This window comes from Dyella sp. SG609, from assembly GCF_012275375.1.
Classification (GTDB): Bacteria; Pseudomonadota; Gammaproteobacteria; order Xanthomonadales; family Rhodanobacteraceae; genus Dyella_D; species Dyella_D marensis.
In genome coordinates this window covers 145,193-162,507 of record NZ_JAAZQJ010000004.1, presented here as the reverse complement: position 1 = coordinate 162,507, position 17,315 = coordinate 145,193, and the positions used below count along the sequence as shown (strand labels likewise).

Annotated in this window: 15 protein-coding genes; 1 reads left to right on the top strand and 14 read right to left on the bottom strand. The window is 68.7% G+C overall.

The window, feature by feature from the left end; translation table 11 throughout:
* Positions 1-156 precede the first annotated feature (156 nt).
* Entirely contained in the window at positions 157-1,086 is a 930-nt protein-coding gene (locus FHW85_RS09310) for a M23 family metallopeptidase (protein WP_167252475.1), read from the bottom strand.
* A gap of 29 nt (positions 1,087-1,115) precedes the next feature.
* Here FHW85_RS09310 and FHW85_RS09305 point away from each other — a divergent pair, with 29 nt between their 5' ends.
* Positions 1,116-1,595, top strand: a complete 480-nt coding sequence (locus FHW85_RS09305; RefSeq protein WP_167252476.1) for a DUF721 domain-containing protein — start codon at positions 1,116-1,118, stop codon at positions 1,593-1,595.
* A 239-nt stretch (positions 1,596-1,834) separates the two neighbouring features.
* Here FHW85_RS09305 and lpxC read toward each other — a convergent pair whose 3' ends face one another.
* The 13 genes from lpxC to ftsL all read right to left on the bottom strand — a co-directional run bounded on the left by lpxC (position 1,835) and on the right by ftsL (position 17,311).
* A complete protein-coding gene (gene lpxC / locus FHW85_RS09300; protein ID WP_167252477.1) occupies positions 1,835-2,749 on the bottom strand; it encodes a UDP-3-O-acyl-N-acetylglucosamine deacetylase in 915 nt (304 codons plus the stop codon).
* Positions 2,750-3,207: 458 nt separating this feature from the next.
* Positions 3,208-4,386: a cell division protein FtsZ gene (gene ftsZ / locus FHW85_RS09295; protein WP_167252478.1), complete on the bottom strand. Its 1,179-nt coding sequence runs from the start codon at positions 4,384-4,386 to the stop codon at positions 3,208-3,210.
* A 153-nt stretch (positions 4,387-4,539) separates the two neighbouring features.
* Positions 4,540-5,772, bottom strand: a complete 1,233-nt coding sequence (gene ftsA, locus FHW85_RS09290) for a cell division protein FtsA (RefSeq protein ID WP_168648061.1) — start codon at positions 5,770-5,772, stop codon at positions 4,540-4,542.
* The gene (locus tag FHW85_RS09285; RefSeq protein WP_167252480.1) at positions 5,769-6,512 is read right to left on the bottom strand and encodes a cell division protein FtsQ/DivIB; all 744 of its coding nucleotides are present in this window, start codon (positions 6,510-6,512) and stop codon (positions 5,769-5,771) included. The genes ftsA and FHW85_RS09285 overlap by 4 nt, the downstream gene beginning before the upstream one ends.
* Entirely contained in the window at positions 6,509-7,465 is a 957-nt protein-coding gene (locus tag FHW85_RS09280) for a D-alanine--D-alanine ligase (protein WP_167252481.1), read from the bottom strand. Before FHW85_RS09280 ends, FHW85_RS09285 begins: the two co-directional genes overlap by 4 nt.
* Positions 7,462-8,901 carry a UDP-N-acetylmuramate--L-alanine ligase gene (murC, locus tag FHW85_RS09275; protein ID WP_167252482.1) on the bottom strand — a complete coding sequence of 480 codons (1,440 nt, stop codon included), beginning with the start codon at positions 8,899-8,901 and terminating at the stop codon, positions 7,462-7,464. The genes FHW85_RS09280 and murC overlap by 4 nt, the downstream gene beginning before the upstream one ends.
* Positions 8,898-9,974, bottom strand: a complete 1,077-nt coding sequence (gene murG, locus FHW85_RS09270) for an undecaprenyldiphospho-muramoylpentapeptide beta-N-acetylglucosaminyltransferase (protein ID WP_168648060.1) — start codon at positions 9,972-9,974, stop codon at positions 8,898-8,900. Before murG ends, murC begins: the two co-directional genes overlap by 4 nt.
* Positions 9,971-11,200 (bottom strand): putative lipid II flippase FtsW, encoded by a 1,230-nt coding sequence (gene ftsW / locus FHW85_RS09265; RefSeq protein WP_210427744.1) that lies wholly within the window; start codon positions 11,198-11,200, stop codon positions 9,971-9,973. The genes murG and ftsW overlap by 4 nt, the downstream gene beginning before the upstream one ends.
* Entirely contained in the window at positions 11,200-12,411 is a 1,212-nt protein-coding gene (gene mraY / locus FHW85_RS09260; RefSeq protein ID WP_168648059.1) for a phospho-N-acetylmuramoyl-pentapeptide-transferase, read from the bottom strand. Before mraY ends, ftsW begins: the two co-directional genes overlap by 1 nt.
* On the bottom strand, positions 12,401-13,768 hold the full coding sequence (murF, locus tag FHW85_RS09255) for a UDP-N-acetylmuramoyl-tripeptide--D-alanyl-D-alanine ligase (RefSeq protein ID WP_168648058.1): 1,368 nt from the start codon (positions 13,766-13,768) through the stop codon (positions 12,401-12,403). Before murF ends, mraY begins: the two co-directional genes overlap by 11 nt.
* Positions 13,765-15,237 carry a UDP-N-acetylmuramoyl-L-alanyl-D-glutamate--2,6-diaminopimelate ligase gene (locus tag FHW85_RS09250; RefSeq protein ID WP_167252486.1) on the bottom strand — a complete coding sequence of 491 codons (1,473 nt, stop codon included), beginning with the start codon at positions 15,235-15,237 and terminating at the stop codon, positions 13,765-13,767. Before FHW85_RS09250 ends, murF begins: the two co-directional genes overlap by 4 nt.
* Positions 15,234-17,051 carry a penicillin-binding transpeptidase domain-containing protein gene (locus tag FHW85_RS09245; RefSeq protein WP_246866710.1) on the bottom strand — a complete coding sequence of 606 codons (1,818 nt, stop codon included), beginning with the start codon at positions 17,049-17,051 and terminating at the stop codon, positions 15,234-15,236. The genes FHW85_RS09250 and FHW85_RS09245 overlap by 4 nt, the downstream gene beginning before the upstream one ends.
* Positions 17,048-17,311, bottom strand: coding sequence for a cell division protein FtsL (ftsL, locus tag FHW85_RS09240; protein WP_167252748.1), 264 nt, complete (start codon positions 17,309-17,311; stop codon positions 17,048-17,050). Before ftsL ends, FHW85_RS09245 begins: the two co-directional genes overlap by 4 nt.
* Positions 17,312-17,315: the final 4 nt, after the last annotated feature.

The following is a 17,315-nucleotide window of genomic DNA, read 5'->3' as shown; positions in this document are numbered from 1 at the left end:
CAAACGAACGCGGGCCGGGGCTTGCCCCAGCCGGTGGCCCGTATCGGCCGCAACCTCTTGCGGCAGACCCCGTCATCCTTCCCGGTGGAGTGTTTGGCGGCGCTGGAGGGGTGTTTCAAGAGGCCCCGGCGCGCGGGGCCCTGGGCTTCCGCGAGATCAGCGATGGTTGCGCACGTAGGCGAGCGGATTGACCACGTTGCCCTTGTACCAGACCTCGAAATGCACGTGCGATCCGGTGGAACGGCCGGTGGAGCCGGCCTTGGCGATCACGTCGCCCACGTGCACGCGCTGGCCCGGACGCACGATCAGCGAGCTGTTGTGCGCGTAGCGGGTCATGTAGCCGTTGCCGTGGTCGATCTCGATCACGTCGCCGTAGCCGCTGCGCAACCCCGCGAAGGTGACCATGCCTTCGGCCACCGCATGCACCGGCGTGCCGGTGGGGGCGGAGATGTCCAGGCCCGTGTGGTAGGCCGCGTGTCCGCTGAACGGATCGGGGCGGCCGCCGAAATACGAGGAGATATAGCCTTCGACCGGCATGCCGGTGGGCTTGAGATTGGATTCGATCTTGGCGTCGAGCAGCAGGCTCTGCAGCGCGTAGAGCTGGGCCTGCTGGCTGTCGAAGCGGCTGGCCAGCTGGTCGATGCCGGCATCCAGCGCCTGCGGCAGCGCGTAGGCGCTGTCGTTGACGTCCTCGACGCCGCCGACCGGGGGCTGTTCGTCGAAATTGAATTCGGTGCTGTCGAGCTTGCCCATCTGCGCCAGGCGCTCGCCCAGGGCGTTGAGGCGGGTGGACTGCGCCTGCAGCTGGCCGAGCTTGGCGGCGAGCGCATCGATGTCGCGCTGCGCGTCCTTGCGGACGTCGCCCAGCTGCACGTTCTGCTTGGACACCTGCTGATGGAGCTGGCTGATTTCGGCCAGCGCGCGGTCGCGCGGACTGGCTACCGCAAGGGCCACGGTGGCGCCGAGCGCCGCACAGGCCAGCACCGCCGCGACTGCCGTTGCGATCAGCCGATAGCGCAGGCGCCGGTCGGCCAGATCGAGGGTTTTCGGCACCCGCTTGGTGCGTGACACGAGTATGATTTGCATGTTTTTCCACGTCGAAGATGTCGGCACCCATGCAGCGCGACGTTCCCTACGCTCCCCGCCGCACCGGCTCAGGACTGAAATCCCTTACCGAATGTGGCCCCTTCGCCAAGCTGGCCCGCAAGGCCAGTGAGCTGGAGGCGTTGGATCGTGCACTGCGCCAGACGCTGCCGTCACCGCTCCGCGAGCAGGTGAGATTCGCCAACCTGCGCGACGGCCGTCTTGTGTTCCTGGCTCCTACGCCGGCGCTGGCTTCGAGGCTTCGTCTTATGCAGACGCAAATCCTCGCTGCCGCGCATGCCATCGGCGTGCGCGCCGGATACCTCACCGTGAAAGTGGCCCCCCTACCACCGGCTGAAACCTTGCCGGATCGGTCAAAACCGCTTTCGCCTGCTGCCGCAGACCACTTGAGGGCCGCGGCGATCTCTCAGACAGACAGCGAATTGCAGCGTCTGTTCCTCGAGCTGGCGTCCATCGCCGAAACTGCTGATTCCCGCAAACCGAAGGGCTGAGTTCGACTCGCCGCCCGGTTCAGACAAGACATCCTGCGATCGCCAGCGGCCGGTTCGCCCGCATTGCCCGATCGGCAGTGGCGGGTTTATAGCATGGCTCCACGGTCACGTAAGACGTTGACATCCCGAATACGTGAGTCGTGCCAGGACGAAGGGGCGAGGTATATCACAAAACAAACGGCCGCGTCCCGGAGGACGCGGCCGTTCAGTTTGTTCAGCTTCGCCCGGAGGCGAATGCTTCAGATCGCCTGGGCGGGATGCGCGTAGGAGATCGGAGCCGTGGCGGGATCGTCCTGGTAGACGACCTCTTCCCACGCGGTGGCGTCGGCCATCAGCGTGCGCAGCAGCTTGTTGTTGAGCTCATGGCCGGACTTGTGCGCGTAGTAGGCGCCGATCAGGCTGTGGCCCAGCAGATACAGGTCGCCGATGGCGTCCAGGATCTTGTGCTTGACGAATTCGTCCTCGTAGCGGAGGCCGTCTTCGTTGAGCACGCGGTAGTCGTCCAGCACCACGGCGTTGTCCATCGAACCGCCGAGCGCCAGGTTGTGTTCGCGCAGCATCTCGATGTCGCGCATGAAGCCGAAGGTGCGCGCGCGGCTCACTTCCTTCACGAACGAAGTGGTGGAGAAATCGATCTCCGCCTTGGAAGTGCGCTTGCTGATGATCGGGTGGTTGAACTCGATCGAGAAGCCGACCTTGAAGCCTTCGAACGGCTCGAAGCTGGCCCACTTGTCGCCGTCCTGCACCTTGATCGGCTTCTTGATGCGGATGAAGCGCTTGGCGACGTTCTGCTCTTCGATGCCCGCCGACTGCAGCAGGAACACGAAGGGACCGGCGCTGCCGTCCATGATCGGCACTTCCGGCGCCGACAGATCGACGTAAGCGTTGTCGATGCCGAGGCCGGCCATCGCCGAGAGCAGATGCTCCACGGTGGAGACGCGCACGTCGCCGTTGACCAGGGTGGTCGACAGGCGGGTGTCGCCGACGTTGTCGGGACGGGCGGGAATTTCCACCGGCGGATTGAGATCCGTGCGGCGGAAAACGATGCCGGTGTTCGGCGCGGCGGGGCGGAGCGTCATGTAGACCTTGTCGCCGGTATGCAGACCGACGCCGGTGGCCCGGATGATGTTCTTGAGCGTACGCTGCTTGATCATTTTTTTGGTACCTGCAAGGGGCAGCAGCCAACAGGAGACGGATGCTAACACAGTTTTAACCACTGAAAATAGCAAACCGGCCCGTACAGTCTGTTCACGCTTTCATGCCATTTTCATCCTTGTGAAAAGCAGAAGGCGGTCCAGGCGGCGAAATACCTCAATTCCGTCAGCTAGTTAGGGTCGACACGACGCCCGCACCGGGACGGGAAATCCGGTGGCGGGCGTCGGACCGGCCGGGGCGGAAATACCCCGGTCAAGTCGTGCGTCATCCCGGACGCACAGTCTTGTCATGTTCCTCCAGGAGCACGCAGACCGGCGTCAGCACACTCCCCCGCCCCTGGGCGGGAGAACGCACAAGCGGCCAACTTTGCAGCAGCCGCCAGGCACGTAATGTGACTGACAAGTCAATCTGACGTTTGTTCACTCCTTTTTGAACATTTTTTTTCTATTGACCGAACTCAGTCCGCCTGGCGGCGCAGGAAGGCAGGGATGTCCAGGTAGTCGAAGCTCGGGTCGGCGCCCTTGGCCGGGGCAGCGTCGCTGCGGCTGGCCACGACGTCGGGCTGGGCGTAGTCCACCACTTCGTTGCCGGTGCCGGTGCGCAGCACCACCGGGCGCGGACGCTGGCGCATCTCCACCTGCTGGGTCACCTGCGGACGCTGCGGCTGGCGCACGGCCGCGGCGCGGTTCAGGCCCGTGGCCACCACGGTGACGCGGACGTCGTCCTGCATTTCCGGGTCGAGCGAGGTGCCGATCACCACGGTGGCGTCTTCGCTGGCGAAGTCGTGGATCACGCGGCCGATCTCGTCGAACTCCCGCATGGTCAGGTTCGGACCGGCGGTGACGTTGACCAGGATGCCGCAGGCGCCGTTGAGGTTGACGTCTTCCAGCAGCGGGTTGTTGATGGCGGCCTCGGCGGCGGCCTGCGCGCGGTCGTCGCCGCGGGCGGTGCCCGAGCCCATCATCGCCATGCCCATTTCGGACATCACGGTGCGCACGTCGGCAAAGTCGACGTTGATCAGGCCCGGGGCCGTGATCAGGTCGGCGATGCCCTGCACCGCGCCCAGCAGCACGTCATTGGCGGCCTTGAAGGCGTTCAGCAGGGTGACTTCGCGGCCGAGCACCGACAGCAGCTTCTCGTTCGGCACGGTGATCAGCGAGTCGACGTGCTGCGACAGGTCCTCGATGCCCTTCATCGCCACCTGCATGCGGCGGCGGCCTTCGAAGGGAAACGGCTTGGTGACCACGGCCACGGTCAGGATGCCCTTTTCCTTGGCCAGCTGGGCAACGACCGGCGCCGCGCCGGTGCCGGTGCCGCCGCCCATGCCGGCGGTGATGAAGACCATGTCCGCGCCTTCGAGCATTTCCTCGATGCGCTCGCGGTCTTCCAGGGCGGCCTGGCGGCCCACTTCGGGGTTGGCGCCCGCGCCCAGGCCCTTGGTGACGTTGGCGCCGAGCTGCAGGTGGGTACGCGAACCGCAAGTCTTCATCGCCTGCGAATCGGTGTTCGCCACGACGAATTCGACGCCTTCGATGTTGGCGCCCAGCATGTGGGCCACGGCGTTGCCGCCGCCACCGCCCACGCCGATGACCTTGATGACTGCGTTCGGTGCGAGTTTTTCGACCAGTTCAAACATTTCCCGTCCTCCGTAGAGCTTTCGTTGTCGTTGTAACCCGCGGGTTCCGCTCCTTGCGGTCTCGCGAGTGGTGGGCGACTTCCCGTCGCCCGCGGCTGCGCGTCCTGCGCCGCCGATATCGCTTCGAGCTGCCGGGCCTTGCGGCCCGCCGGCTCAGAAATTCTTCGCCAGCCAGCCGCGCAGGCGATCGACCAGCCCGCCCACGCTGCCGCCGGAGGAACCGCCCGCGCGCATGCCGCCGGCGCGCGCGCCGTGCAGCAGCAGGCCCACGCCGGTGGAATGCAGCGGGTTGGTGACCACTTCGCCCAGGCCGCTGACGTGCTGCGGCACGCCGATGCGCACCATCTTGTGGAAGATCTCCTCGGCCAGCTCCAGCGCGCCTTCCATGCGCGAGGCGCCGCCGGTCAGCACCACGCCGGCCGCCACCAGGCTTTCGTAGCCGGAGCGGCGCAGCTCGTCCTGCACCATCTCGAAGATTTCCTCGTAGCGCGCCTGCACGCTCTGCGCGAGCGACTGGCGGGCCAGGCGGCGCGGCGGGCGGTCGCCCACGCTGGGCACCTGGATGGTTTCCTCGGCGTGCGCCAGCTGGGCCAGCGCGCAGGCGTACTTGATCTTGATCTCCTCGGCATGCGCGGTCGGCGTGTGCACGCCGTAGGCGATGTCGTTGGTGACCTGGTCGCCGCCCACCGGCAGCGACTTGGTGTAGCGGATCGAGCCCTGCGTATAGATGGCGATGTCGGTGGTGCCCGCGCCGATGTCGACCAGGCACACGCCCAGCTCGCGCTCGTCGTCGGTCAGCACCGACTTGGCGCTGGCCACCGAGGAGGGCACCAGCTCGTCCACGCTCAGGCCGCAGCGCTGGATGCACTTGCTGATGTTCTGCACCGCCGCGGCCGCGCCGGTCACCAGGTGCACGCTCGCCTCCAGGCGCACGCCGCTCATGCCCACCGGCGAGCGGATGCCGTCCTGGCCGTCGATGCGGTACTCCTGCGACTCCTTGTAGAGAACCTTGCGGTCGGCCGGGATCGCTACCGCGCTGGCGGCTTCGAGCACCTGTTCCAGGTCGCCGGAGGTCACTTCGCGGTCGCGGATGGCGGCGGTGCCGTGCGAGTTCCTGGTTTCCAGGTGGCTGCCGGAGATCGAGGCGTAGACCGAGCGGATATCGCAGCCGGCCATCAGCTCGGCCTCTTCCACCGCGCGCTGGATCGAGTGCACGGTCGATTCGATATCCACCACCGAGCCGCGCTTGAGCCCGCGCGACACATGCGTGCCGATGCCGATCACTTCGATCGGCTCGCCCGGCTCGTACTCGCCCACGATCGCCACCACTTTCGAGGTGCCGATGTCGAGGCCGACGACCAGTTGCTTGTCGTTGCGGGTTTTCATGTGCTGGGCGTGCCTTTGGTGGTGACGGCGGCCGGTACTTGCGTCTGCGGCCAGCGCACGGCGAATCCGTTGGTATAGCGAAGGTCTGCGTAGGCGAAACCGTCGGGACGGTTCGCCATCAATTGGGGGTAGACGTCGAGGAAGCGGCGCAGCCGGCGGCCGGCCTGGTCGCGGTCGCCGAGCACGATCTGCGCGCCGCTGGAGGTGCCGAGGCTCCAGCTGCCGCGCTCGGTCAGCGACACGCCGGTGATCTTCAGATGCGTGCTGCCGAACGCTTTCTGCGTCTCGGCATAGAAGCTCACCACCTCGGCCAGGCGCGCATCGGGGCCGCGCAGCTGCGGCAGGCTGTCGAAGCCGTCGGCGCCGGGCGCGTCGAACACCAGGCCCTGGCGGCTGATCAGCTGCTTGTCGTTCCAGCGCGCGAACGGCTGGCGCTCGTAGATGCGCAGGATCAGGGTGTCCGGCCAGCGCTTGCGCGCCTCCACCGACTCCACCCACGGCAGCGCGGCCACGGCCTTCTGCACCGCGTCGAGGTCCAGCGCGAAGAAGCCCTTGCCCAGGCGCGGCAGCACGGTGGCGCGGATGGCGTCCGCGCTCACGTGCTTGAACTCGGCCTGCACCGTCAGCTGGGTCACCGGCCAGCGATTGGCCGCGAACCATCCGCGCAGCACGCCGACGATCGGCAGCGCCACGAGCGCGATGGCCAGACACCAGGCAACGAGGCGAATCGCTCCCCTCACACGCCCTCCCGGAAGCTCGTTTCCAGCACGCGCCAGCACAGCGTCTCGTAGTCGATGCCGACTACCTTGGCCGCCTTGGGCACCAGCGAATGCGAAGTCATGCCGGGGGCGGTGTTCACCTCCAGCAGCCAGTTGCGGCCGTCGCGGTCGCGCATCACGTCGACGCGGCCCCAGCCGCCGCAGGCCAGCGCGTCGAACGCGCGCAGCGCCAGCGCCTGCATCTCGCGCTCGGCCTCGCCTTCCAGGCCGGGGCAGATGTACTGCGTGTCCTCGGCGATGTACTTGGCGTTGTAGTCGTAGTACTCGCCCTTGGGCACGATCTGGATGGTGGGCAGCACGTCGCGGCCGAGAATGCCGACGGTGAACTCGCCGCCCTCGATCAGCGTTTCCATCAGCATGTCGCCGGGATAGCGCTGCGCCAGCTCCACCGCGGCGTCCAGGTCTTTCTCCTCGAACACGCGGGTGACGCCCACACTGGAGCCTTCCCAGGCCGGCTTCACGATCAGCGGGAAGCCGATCTCGCGCGCCGCGGCATGCACGTCGGCGCCGCGCGGCAGCGCCTTGAAGCGCGGCGTCGGCAGGCCCAGCGCCTGCCACACCAGCTTGGCGCGGATCTTGTCCAGCGACAGCGCGGAACCGAGCACGCCGGAACCGGTGAACGGAATGCGCAGCGACTGCAGCGCGCCCTGCAGCTCGCCGTTCTCGCCGCCGCCGCCGTGCAGGATGTTGAACACGCGCGCGAAGTGGCCGGCGCGCGCCGCATCCAGCAGCGCGGGGATGCCGTCGATCGCCTCGGCGTCGACGCCGCGCGCGCGCAGCGCCTTCAGCACGCCGTCGCCGGAGTTGAGCGAGACCTCGCGCTCGGCCGAGCTGCCGCCCATCACCACGGCGACGCGGCCGAACTGCGCGGGGTCCCTGACCGTCTTCGACTCGTCCTTCTTCTGCGCCGTCACTTCTTGCTCCTCAGGTTGCCGGCCGCAGCCAGCTCCACCGCCGCCGCGCCGATATCGCCGGCGCCGAGCAGCAGCAACAGGTCGCCGTCGCGCAGCAGCGCCGGCAGGGTCTCTTTCAGTTCGCGCGGATGCTCGACCAGCACCGGATCGACCTTGCCGCGCGCGCGCACCGCGCGCGCCAGGGCGCGGCCGTCGGCGCCGGCGATCGGTGCTTCGCCGGCCGGGTAGACGTCGGTCAGCACCAGCACGTCGACGTCGCTCAGCACATTGGCGAAGTCGTCCAGCAGGTCGCGCGTGCGGCTGTAGCGGTGCGGCTGGAACGCCGCCACCAGGCGGCGTTCCGGCCAGCCGCCGCGTACGGCGGAGAACACCGCGGCCAGCTCGCGCGGATGGTGGCCGTAATCGTCGACCAGCAGCGCCGTGCCCTTGTCCAGCGCGATCTCGCCGCGGCGGTGGAAACGGCGGCCCACGCCTTCGAACTGCTCCAGCGCGCGCGCGATCGAGCCGGCTTCAACGCCCAGCTGCCAGCCGATGGTGGCGGCCGCCAGCGCGTTGAGCACGTTGTGGCGGCCCGGCAGGTTGAGCTTCACGTGCAGCGCTTCGTTGCGGCCGGGCAGCCACAGGTCGAAGTGCATCTCGAAGCCGTGCTGGGTCAGGTTGCTGGCGCGCACGTCGGCGTCGGGCGAGTCGATGCCGTAGGTCATCACGCGGCGCGTGGTGCGCCTGGCCAGCGCGGCCACTTCCGGATCGTCCACGCACAGCACGGCCAGGCCGTAGAACGGCAGGCGGTGCAGGAAATCGTCGAAGGCCTTCTTCACCAGCGCGAAGTCGCCCTGGTAGTTCTCCAGGTGATCGGCGTCGATATTGGTGATCGCCGCCACCACCGGCGACAGCATCAGGAAGGAGCCGTCCGACTCGTCGGCTTCCGCCACGATGTACTGGCCGGTGCCCAGGCGCGCATTCGCGCCGGCCGCGTTGAGCTGGCCGCCGATCACGAAGGTCGGGTCGTAGTTGGCCTCGGCCAGCACGCTGGCGGTGAGGCTGGTGGTGGTGGTCTTGCCGTGCGTGCCGGCGATCGCCACGCCGCGGCGGAAGCGCATGAGCTCGCCCAGCATCTCCGCGCGCGGCACCAGCGGGATACGCGCCGCGCGAGCGGCGACCAGCTCGGGGTTGTCCTGGCGGATCGCGCTGGAGGTGACCACCACGTCGGCATCGCCGATGTGCTCGGCGGCGTGGCCGACGTGCACCACGATGCCCAGCGCGGCCAGGCGCTGGGCGGTCGGCGAGTTCGACTTGTCGGAACCGGACACCTGGTAGCCGAGGTTGTGCAGCACTTCGGCGATGCCGCTCATGCCCACGCCGCCGATGCCGATGAAATGCACGCGGCGGAAGGTGGTCATCAGGTCTTCGTGGGCCAGCAGGCGGCGGGGCGTCATGCGCGCACCTCCAGGCAGGCGCGCGCGATCGCCGCGGCGGCGTCGGGCTTGGCCAGGGAGCGCGCGGCGGCGGCCATGGCCACGGTGCGCGCGCGATCGTTCAACAGCGCATCCAGGCGCTGGGCAAACTGCTGTACGTCCAAATCTCGTTCCTGTACGACTTCGGCGGCGCCGGCGGCCACCAGGGCCTCGGCGTTGCGGGTCTGGTGGTCGTCCACCGCATGAGGGAAAGGCACCAGCACGGCGCCGAGGCCGGCGGCGGTGAGCTCGGCCACGGTCAGCGCGCCCGCGCGGCACACGGCCAGGTCGGCCCAGGCGTAGGCGCCGGCCATGTCTTCGATGAACGGCACGATCTGCGCGTCGACGCCGGCCTTGGCATAGGCCTCGCGCGCTTCGTCGATGCCGCGGTTGCCGCACTGGTGCAGCACCTCGGGGCGGGCCGCCAGCGGCAGTTGCGCCAGCGCCTGCGGCAGCGCCAGGTTCAGGGCGCGCGCACCGAGGCTGCCGCCGAGCACCAGCAGGCGCGGCCTGCCGTCGCGGCCGGCCATGCGCGCCTCCGGGGCCTGCAGCGCCGCGATGGTGGCGCGCACCGGATTGCCCACCCACTCCGCGCCCGGCAGCGTGCCGCTGAAACCCACCAGCACACGTGCCGCGTGCGTGGCGAGCTTGCGGTTGGTGAAGCCGGCCACGCCGTTCTGTTCGTGCACCAGCAGCGGCTTGCGCAGCAGCCACGCGGCGATGCCGCCGGGGCCGGCCACATAGCCGCCCATCGACAGCACGCTGCGCGGCTTCACCGCGCCGACCACGCGCAGCGAGGCGAGCAGCGCGCGCGCCAGCATCAGTGGCGCCAGCACGCGGGTCTTCAGGCCCTTGCCGCGCAGGCCGCCGACCGGCACGGTGCGCAGCGGCACGCCGTGCGCCGGCACTACCTTGGTTTCCATGCCGCCGTCCGCGCCCAGCCACACCACCGGCACACCCTGCGCGCGCAGCGTCTCGGCCACGGCCAGGCCGGGGAAGATATGGCCGCCGGTGCCGCCGGCCATGATCAGCACGGGTGCGTTGCCCGCGCTCATGCGGTCACCGCCTCGCGCGCCGTGGCCGCGCTGGCGTCGGCCACCGCCAGCGCCGGCACGCGCGTAGCCATCTGGCGCGCGTCGATCGCGCGGTTGATCTCGTAGGTGGCGCGCAGCAGCACGCCGGCCATGGCGCAGGTCAGCACCATTGACGAGCCGCCGTAGCTGATCAGCGGCAGGGTCAGGCCCTTGGTCGGCAGCGCGCCGAGATTCACTCCGATCGACACCATGGTCTGCAGGCCGATCATCAGCGAGATGCCGAAGGCCACGTAGCCGGCGAAGCGCTGGCCCAGCTCCACGCCCTTCAGGCCCAGGTACAGACCGCGGCCGACGGCCAGCGCGAACAGGCTCATCACGCCGAGGATGCCGGCCAGGCCCAGCTCCTCGGAGATCACCGCGAAGATGAAGTCGGTATGCGCTTCCGGCAGGTAGGAGAGTTTCAGCACGCTCGAACCCAGGCCCACCCCGGTCCATTCGCCGCGGCCGATCGCCATCAGCGACTGGGTCAGCTGGAAGCCGTCGTTGAACGGGTCCTTCCACGGATCCATGAACGAGGTGAGGCGCTTCATGCGATAGCTTTCGCTGGTCGCCGCGATCGCCAGCAGCGGCATCAGCGGCAGGCCCATGCCGAACAGGAAGATCGGCCGCGCGCCACCCAGCCACACCATGGCGATGGTCACCGAGATCACCAGCATGGCCGAGCCGAAGTCCGGCTGCAGCAGCAGCAGCACGACCATCAGGCCGGCCACCATGATGGGCTTGAGCAGGCCGAGGAAGCGCGTTTCCACGCTTTCGCGGTGGCGCACCAGGTAGCTGGCGATATAGACCACCAGGATCAGCTTCACCGCTTCCACCGGCTGGAAGCTGGTGACGATCAGGTTGAGCCAGCGCCGCGCGCCGTTCAGGCGCATGCCCAGGAACGGCAGGAACACCGCCAGCAGCAGGATGAAGGCCAGCAGCAACAGCAGGAAGCTGTGCTTCTCCAGCACCTTCAGCTCGGTGCGCATGGCCGCGCCGGCCAGCACCATGCCCAGCCCCAGGAACATCAGGTGCTTCTTGAGGAAATAGAACGCACCCAGGTGCTGGCTGTCCGCCACCGCGATCGAGCTGGAGGTGATCATCACCAGCCCGACGCAGGCCAGGCCGACGAGCGCGATCAGCAGCGGCAGATCGAAGCTGCCCTGCGGACCTTGCCGGCGTTTGGCCTGGGTGGCGTCGAATAGCATCAGCGCACCTTCAACGTGGCGAGGCCGATCAGCACCAGCACGACGCTGATGATCCAGAAGCGCACGATCACCCGCGGCTCGGGCCAGCCCTTCAATTCGAAATGGTGATGGATCGGCGCCATGCGGAAGATGCGCTTGCCGGTGAGCTTGAAGCTCGCCACCTGCAGCATCACCGACACGGTCTCCATCACGAACACGCCGCCCATGATCAGCAGCACGATCTCCTGGCGCACGATCACGGCGATCGCGGCCAGCGCCGCGCCGATGGCCAGCGCGCCGACGTCGCCCATGAAGACCTGGGCGGGATAGGTGTTGAACCACAGGAAGCCCAGGCCCGCGCCGGACAGCGCGCCGCAGATGATGGCCAGCTCGCCGGCGCCGGGAATCGAGGGAATGCCCAGGTATTCGGAGAACACGCGGTTGCCCGCAAGGTAAGCGAACACGCCGAGCGCACCCGACACCAGCACGGTGGGCATGATCGCCAGGCCGTCCAGGCCGTCGGTGAGGTTCACCGCGTTGGAGAAGCCCACGATCATGAAATAGGTCAGCACCACGAAGAACAGGCCCAGCGGCACCGCCACCTGCTTGAACAGCGGCACGAACAGCGCGGTCTCGGCCACTTCCTTGATGCATACCGGCGCGGCATTGGCCGGCGGCTCCAGGGTGAGGCGGCTGTCCAGCGCGGTAGCGGTGGTCTCCACGTGCTGCACCACCGCCTGCACGGCCGGGCGCACGCAGGGCGGCGGCGTGGTGGGCGCGGTGAAGTACAGGAACAGCGCGGCGATCAGGCCGAATACCGATTGCCAGAAATACTTCCAGCGCGAGGCCAGGCCGCGGCTGTCCTTCAGCACCAGCTTCTTGTAGTCGTCGTAGAAGCCGATCACGCCGAAGCTGAGCAGCACGGCCAGCACCACCCAGACGTAGCGGTTGTGCAGGTCCGCCCACAGCAAGGTGGCGATAGCCACCGCGAGCAGGATCATCACGCCGCCCATGGTCGGCGTGCCGGCCTTGGACAGATGCGTCTGCGGGCCGTCCTTGCGCACCACCTGCCCCGCCTTCAGCGCGGCCAGCTTGCGGATCAGCGCGGGGCCGAACAGCAGCGACATGGCCAGGGCGGTGAGCGCGGCCATGATGGTGCGGAAGGTGATGTACTGGAACAGATGCAGCGCCGTGAAGTGGCGGGCCATCCAGTCTGCGAGTTCAAGCAGCATCGGATGCGCCCTCCTTCGGTTGTGCATTGCGAAGCGCGGCCACCACCTGTTCCATGCCCGCCGAACGCGAGCCCTTGACCAGGCAGGTCACGCCGCCGTGTAGGTGTTGCTGCAGCGAAGCCACCAGCGCGGCCTTGTCCGCGTGGTGTTCGCCGTGGGCGCCGAACGCGGCCACGGTGGCGGCGCCGAGCGGGCCGACCGCGAACAGCCGCTGGATGCCGCGCTCGCGGGCGCGCGTGCCGATGCCGGCGTGCAGCGCCTTCGCGTCCGGACCCAGTTCCGCCATGTCGCCGAGCACCAGCCAGCGCTCGCCGTCGGCCAGCGCCAGCGTGTCGATGGCCGCGCCGACCGACCCGGGGTTGGCGTTGTAGCTGTCGTCGATCAGGGTCCAGCCGCCCGGCATGCGCTCCAGCTTCAGGCGGCCGGCGACGCCGGGCACCTGCTCCAGGCCATCGACGATCGTGGCCAGCGGTACGTCCAGCGCCAGCGCCAGCGAAGCCGCCGCCAGCGCATTGGCGATGTTGTGGCGGCCGGCCAGCGGCAGGTTCACTTCGGCGTCGCCGGCCGGCGTGGCCAGCACGAAGCGCGAGCCGTCCACGCGCTGCTCCAGGATCTCGGCCACCACCTCGGCCGGATGATCCAGGCCGAAGCGCAGCTGGCGGCGGCCGGTGGCCAGGCCTTCGAAGAACTTGGCGAAGGCGTCGTCGGCATTGATCACCGCCACGCCGTCGGCCGGCAGCGCCTGGTACAGCGCGCCCTTGGTCTCGGCCACGCCTTCCACGCTGCCCATGCGCTCCAGGTGCGCCGGCGCCACCGTGTTGACGATGCCGATATCCGGCCGCGCGATGGCGGCGAGATAGGCGATGTCGCCCGGCTTGCCCGCGCCCATTTCCAGCACGGCGTATTCGGTGTCCTGCGGCATCGCCAGCAAGGTCAGCGGCAGGCCCAGCTCGTTGTTGTAGTTGCCGGCGTTGACGTGGGTGCGGCCGTGGCGCGACAGGATCGACGCGGTCAGCGTCTTCACCGTGGTCTTGCCGTTGGAGCCGGTGATGCCCACCACGCGCACATTGCTCTGCGCGCGCACCGCGCTGGCCAGGTCGCCGAGCGCCAGCTCCGTGTTGTTCACCACCACCTGGGCGATCGGCGCATCGACGCGGCGTTCCACCAGCGCGGCGACCGCGCCGGCGGCAGCGGCCTGCGCCAGGAAATCGTGGCCGTCCACGCGCTCGCCCTCGATCGCGACGAACAGGTCGCCCGCGCGCAGCTTGCGGGTATCGATGCCCACGCCCAGGACTTCCACGTCGGCACCGTGCAGGTGCCCGCGGGTCCACAGGGCGATGGCGGACAAACGCATCATGCGTGCAGCTCCAATGCAGCACGGGCGACTGCAAGATCGTCGAACGGGCGCTTGCCGTGCGCGCCCTCCTGATAGGTTTCGTGGCCCTTGCCGGCGATCAGCACCACGTCGCCGGACCGGGCCAGCTGCAGCGCTTCGGTAATCGCCAGCGCGCGGTTGCGCTGCACGCGCGCGGCGTCCGGATGCGCCAGGCCCGCCACGATCTGCGCCACGATGGCGTCGCCGTCTTCGCCGCGCGGGTTGTCGTCGGTGATGATCGCCACGTCGGCCAGCCGCTCGGCGATCGCGCCCATCAGCGGACGCTTGCCGGCGTCGCGCTCGCCGCCGCAGCCGAACACGCAGATCAGCCGCCCTTCGCAATGCGCGCGCACGGCGTGCAGCGATTGCTCCAGGGCGTCCGGCGTGTGCGCGTAGTCCACCACCACCAGCGGCAGGCCATGCTGGCCGCCGAGGCGGCTCATGCGGCCGTTGACCGGATGCAGCGCCGACACCGCCTCGACGATGCGCTCGAACGATTCGCCCAGCGCACCCAGCACCGCCACCACGGCGAGCAGGTTGTCGACGTTGAAGCGGCCGATCAGGTGCGTCTGCAGCGCACGCGAGCCCCACGGCGTGTGCAGGTCGAAACGCAGGCCTTCGGCCGAGGTCAGGATGTTGCTTGCGCGGATATCCGAAGCCAGGTCGCCGGCCGCGCTGATGCGCAGCTTGCGCACGTGCTCCGGCGTGCGGCCCAGCAGTTCGCGGCCGAAGGCGTCGTCCACGTTGATCGCCGCGTGGGTCAGCGTGGGCCAGGCGAACAGCTTGGCCTTGGCGTCGCCATAGGCCTGCATGCTGCCGTGGTAGTCCAGATGGTCGCGGGTGAGATTGGTGAACACCGCGGTGCCGAATTTCACCGCGCCGACGCGGCCCTGCTCCAGCGCATGCGAGGACACTTCCATCGCCACGTGCGTGGCGCCCTGCTCGCGGAACGAAGCCAGCAGCTCCTGCACGTGGATGGCGTCCGGCGTGGTGCGCTCGCCCTCCTCGACCTGGCCGTGCAGGCCGGCGCCGAGCGTGCCGATGGTGGCCGCGCTGTGGCCCAGGTGGTGCAGCGCCTGCGCGATCAGCTGCACGGTGGAAGTCTTGCCATTGGTGCCGGTGACGCCCACCACCTGCAGCGCTTCGGACGGACGGCCGTAGAAGCGCGCGGCGATCTCGCCCACCTGCGCGTGCAGGCGCTCGATCCAGAGCACCGGCACGCCGAGCGCGGGCGCCGCCGTGGCCGGCGCTTCGGCCAGTACCACGCGCGCGCCCTGCGCCACCGCGCCGGCGGCGAATTCGATGCCGTGGCCACGCGTGCCGCGCAGCGCGAAGAAGGCCTCGCCCGCGCGCACGCGGCGCGAATCCAGCGCCAGGCCCGAAACGACGATATCGCCGGCACTTTGCGTGTCGGCGATACCGTGCAGCAACTGATCGAGGCGCTGGCTCATGGGGTCGCTCCCTCGACCGGCGCGTCCTCGACCAGCGGCGCGTCCGGCGGCTTGCTGCCGACCAGTCCGTTATTGCCCTGCACCGGACCGCCCACGTACCAGCGGCCGATATTGTCGGGCGGCACGTCGAGCAGGCGCAGCGCGCCGTCCATCACCTTGGCGAATACCGGCGCCGAGACCAGGCCGCCGTAGTAGCTGCCCTTCTTCGGATCGTCGATCACCACCACCGCGGCCATGCGCGGATTGCTGGCCGGCACGATGCCGGCGAAGGCGGCGCTGTAGTTGTTCTTGGCGTAGCCGCCGGCTTGCGCCTTGTGCGCCGTGCCGGTCTTGCCGGCCACCGCGTAGTTGGCGATCCACGCATACGGCGCGGCGGTGCCGCCCGGCTGGGTGGTGGATTCCAGCATGGTGACCAGCTTGCGCGCGATTTCCGGCGCGATGATCTGCCGGGTCTCGCCGGCGGCGCCCTTCACGAAGGAAGGCTCGTGCATCAGGCCGCCGTCGCCGATGGTGGCGTAGACGTTGGCCAGCTGCAGCGCGGTGACGTTGAGGCCGTAGCCGTAGGCCATGATGGCCTTTTCCAGCGGACGCCAGTCGCGGCCCACCTTGAGGTAGCCGGAAGCCTCGCCGGGAAAGCCGCTGTTGGTGCTGCTGCCGAGGCCGAAGGCGCGGTAGGTGTCGTAGAGCAGGCCGGTGTCCAGCGTCATCGCGATCTTGGCGGCGCCGATGTTGCTGGATTTCTGGATCACGCCGGTGGGCGACAACATGCCGTAGGCATGCGTGTCGCGGATGTCATGGGTCATGTAATAGAAATGACCGTTGCCGGTGTCCACCAGCGGGCCGTTCGGCGTGTATTTGCCGCTGGACAGGGCCGCGGCCATGACCACCGGCTTGATGGTGGAACCGGGTTCCACCACGTCGGTCATCGAGCGGTTGCGCCGCTGCGAGGCCGTGCTGCTGCGCAGGGCGTTGGGGTTGTAGGTGGGCAGGTTGACCATCGCCAGCACTTCGCCGGTGGTGATGTCGAGGATCACCATCGAGCCGGAATCGGCCTGCGACTGCTCCAGCGTGTTCTTCAGCTCGTTGTAGGCGAGGAACTGGATGCGGCGGTCGATGCTCAGCGTGAGGTTGCGGCCCGGCTGCGGCGCGCGCACCTGCTCCACGTCTTCCACGATGTGGCCCATGCGGTCGCGGATCACGCGCTTGGCGCCGGGCTTGCCGGCCAGCCAGTCGTCGAAGGCCAGTTCCAGGCCTTCCTGGCCGTGGTCGTCGATATTGGTGAAGCCCAGGATGTGCGAGGTCACTTCGCCCGACGGGTAGTAGCGGCGGTATTCGCGCTGGCCGTTGACGCCGGGGATGCCCAGGTCCAGCACGGCCTGCGCCGCGTCCGGGCGCATCTGGCGGCGCAGGTAGACGAACTCGCGCTCGGAGCGCTGCATCAGGTATTGCTTGAGCTCACCCGCATCCATGCCGATGGCCTTGGCCAGCTGCGGCAGGCGGTCCTCGCTTTCCAGCACTTCGGACGGATTGGCCCAGATCGACATCACCGGCGTCGACACCGCCAGCGGCTCGCCGTTGCGGTCGAAGATGGTGCCGCGCGAAACCGCGATCGGCACTTCGCGCAGGAAGCGCGCGTCGCCCTGGCTCTGGTAGAACTCCTTGCGCACCACCTGCAGGTCGAACGCGCGCGCGACCAGGCCGAGCGAGGCCAGCGACAGGATCGCCACCACCGCGATCATGCGGCGGCGGGGACTGGGGCCATGCTGGCGGCGGCGGGCGGTGGGCTGGGTCGGGAAGCGGGGGCGCATGTTCATCGGCGCACCAGCTGGATGTCTTGCGGCTTGGGATTGACCATGCCCAGCTTCTGGCGCGCCTCGCTGTCCACGCGGCGCGGCTCGGCCCAGGTGGCCTGCTCCAGTTCCAGCTTGCCGTATTCGATATTGAGTTCGTCGCGCTGGTTCTGCAGGCGGCTGAGCTCGACGAACAAGGTGCGGCTCTCGTGGCGCGTCCACACCACGCCCACCGCGCTGGCCAGCGTGGCGCCGAGCAGGAGCAGCAGGAAGAGAGTGCCGATCACT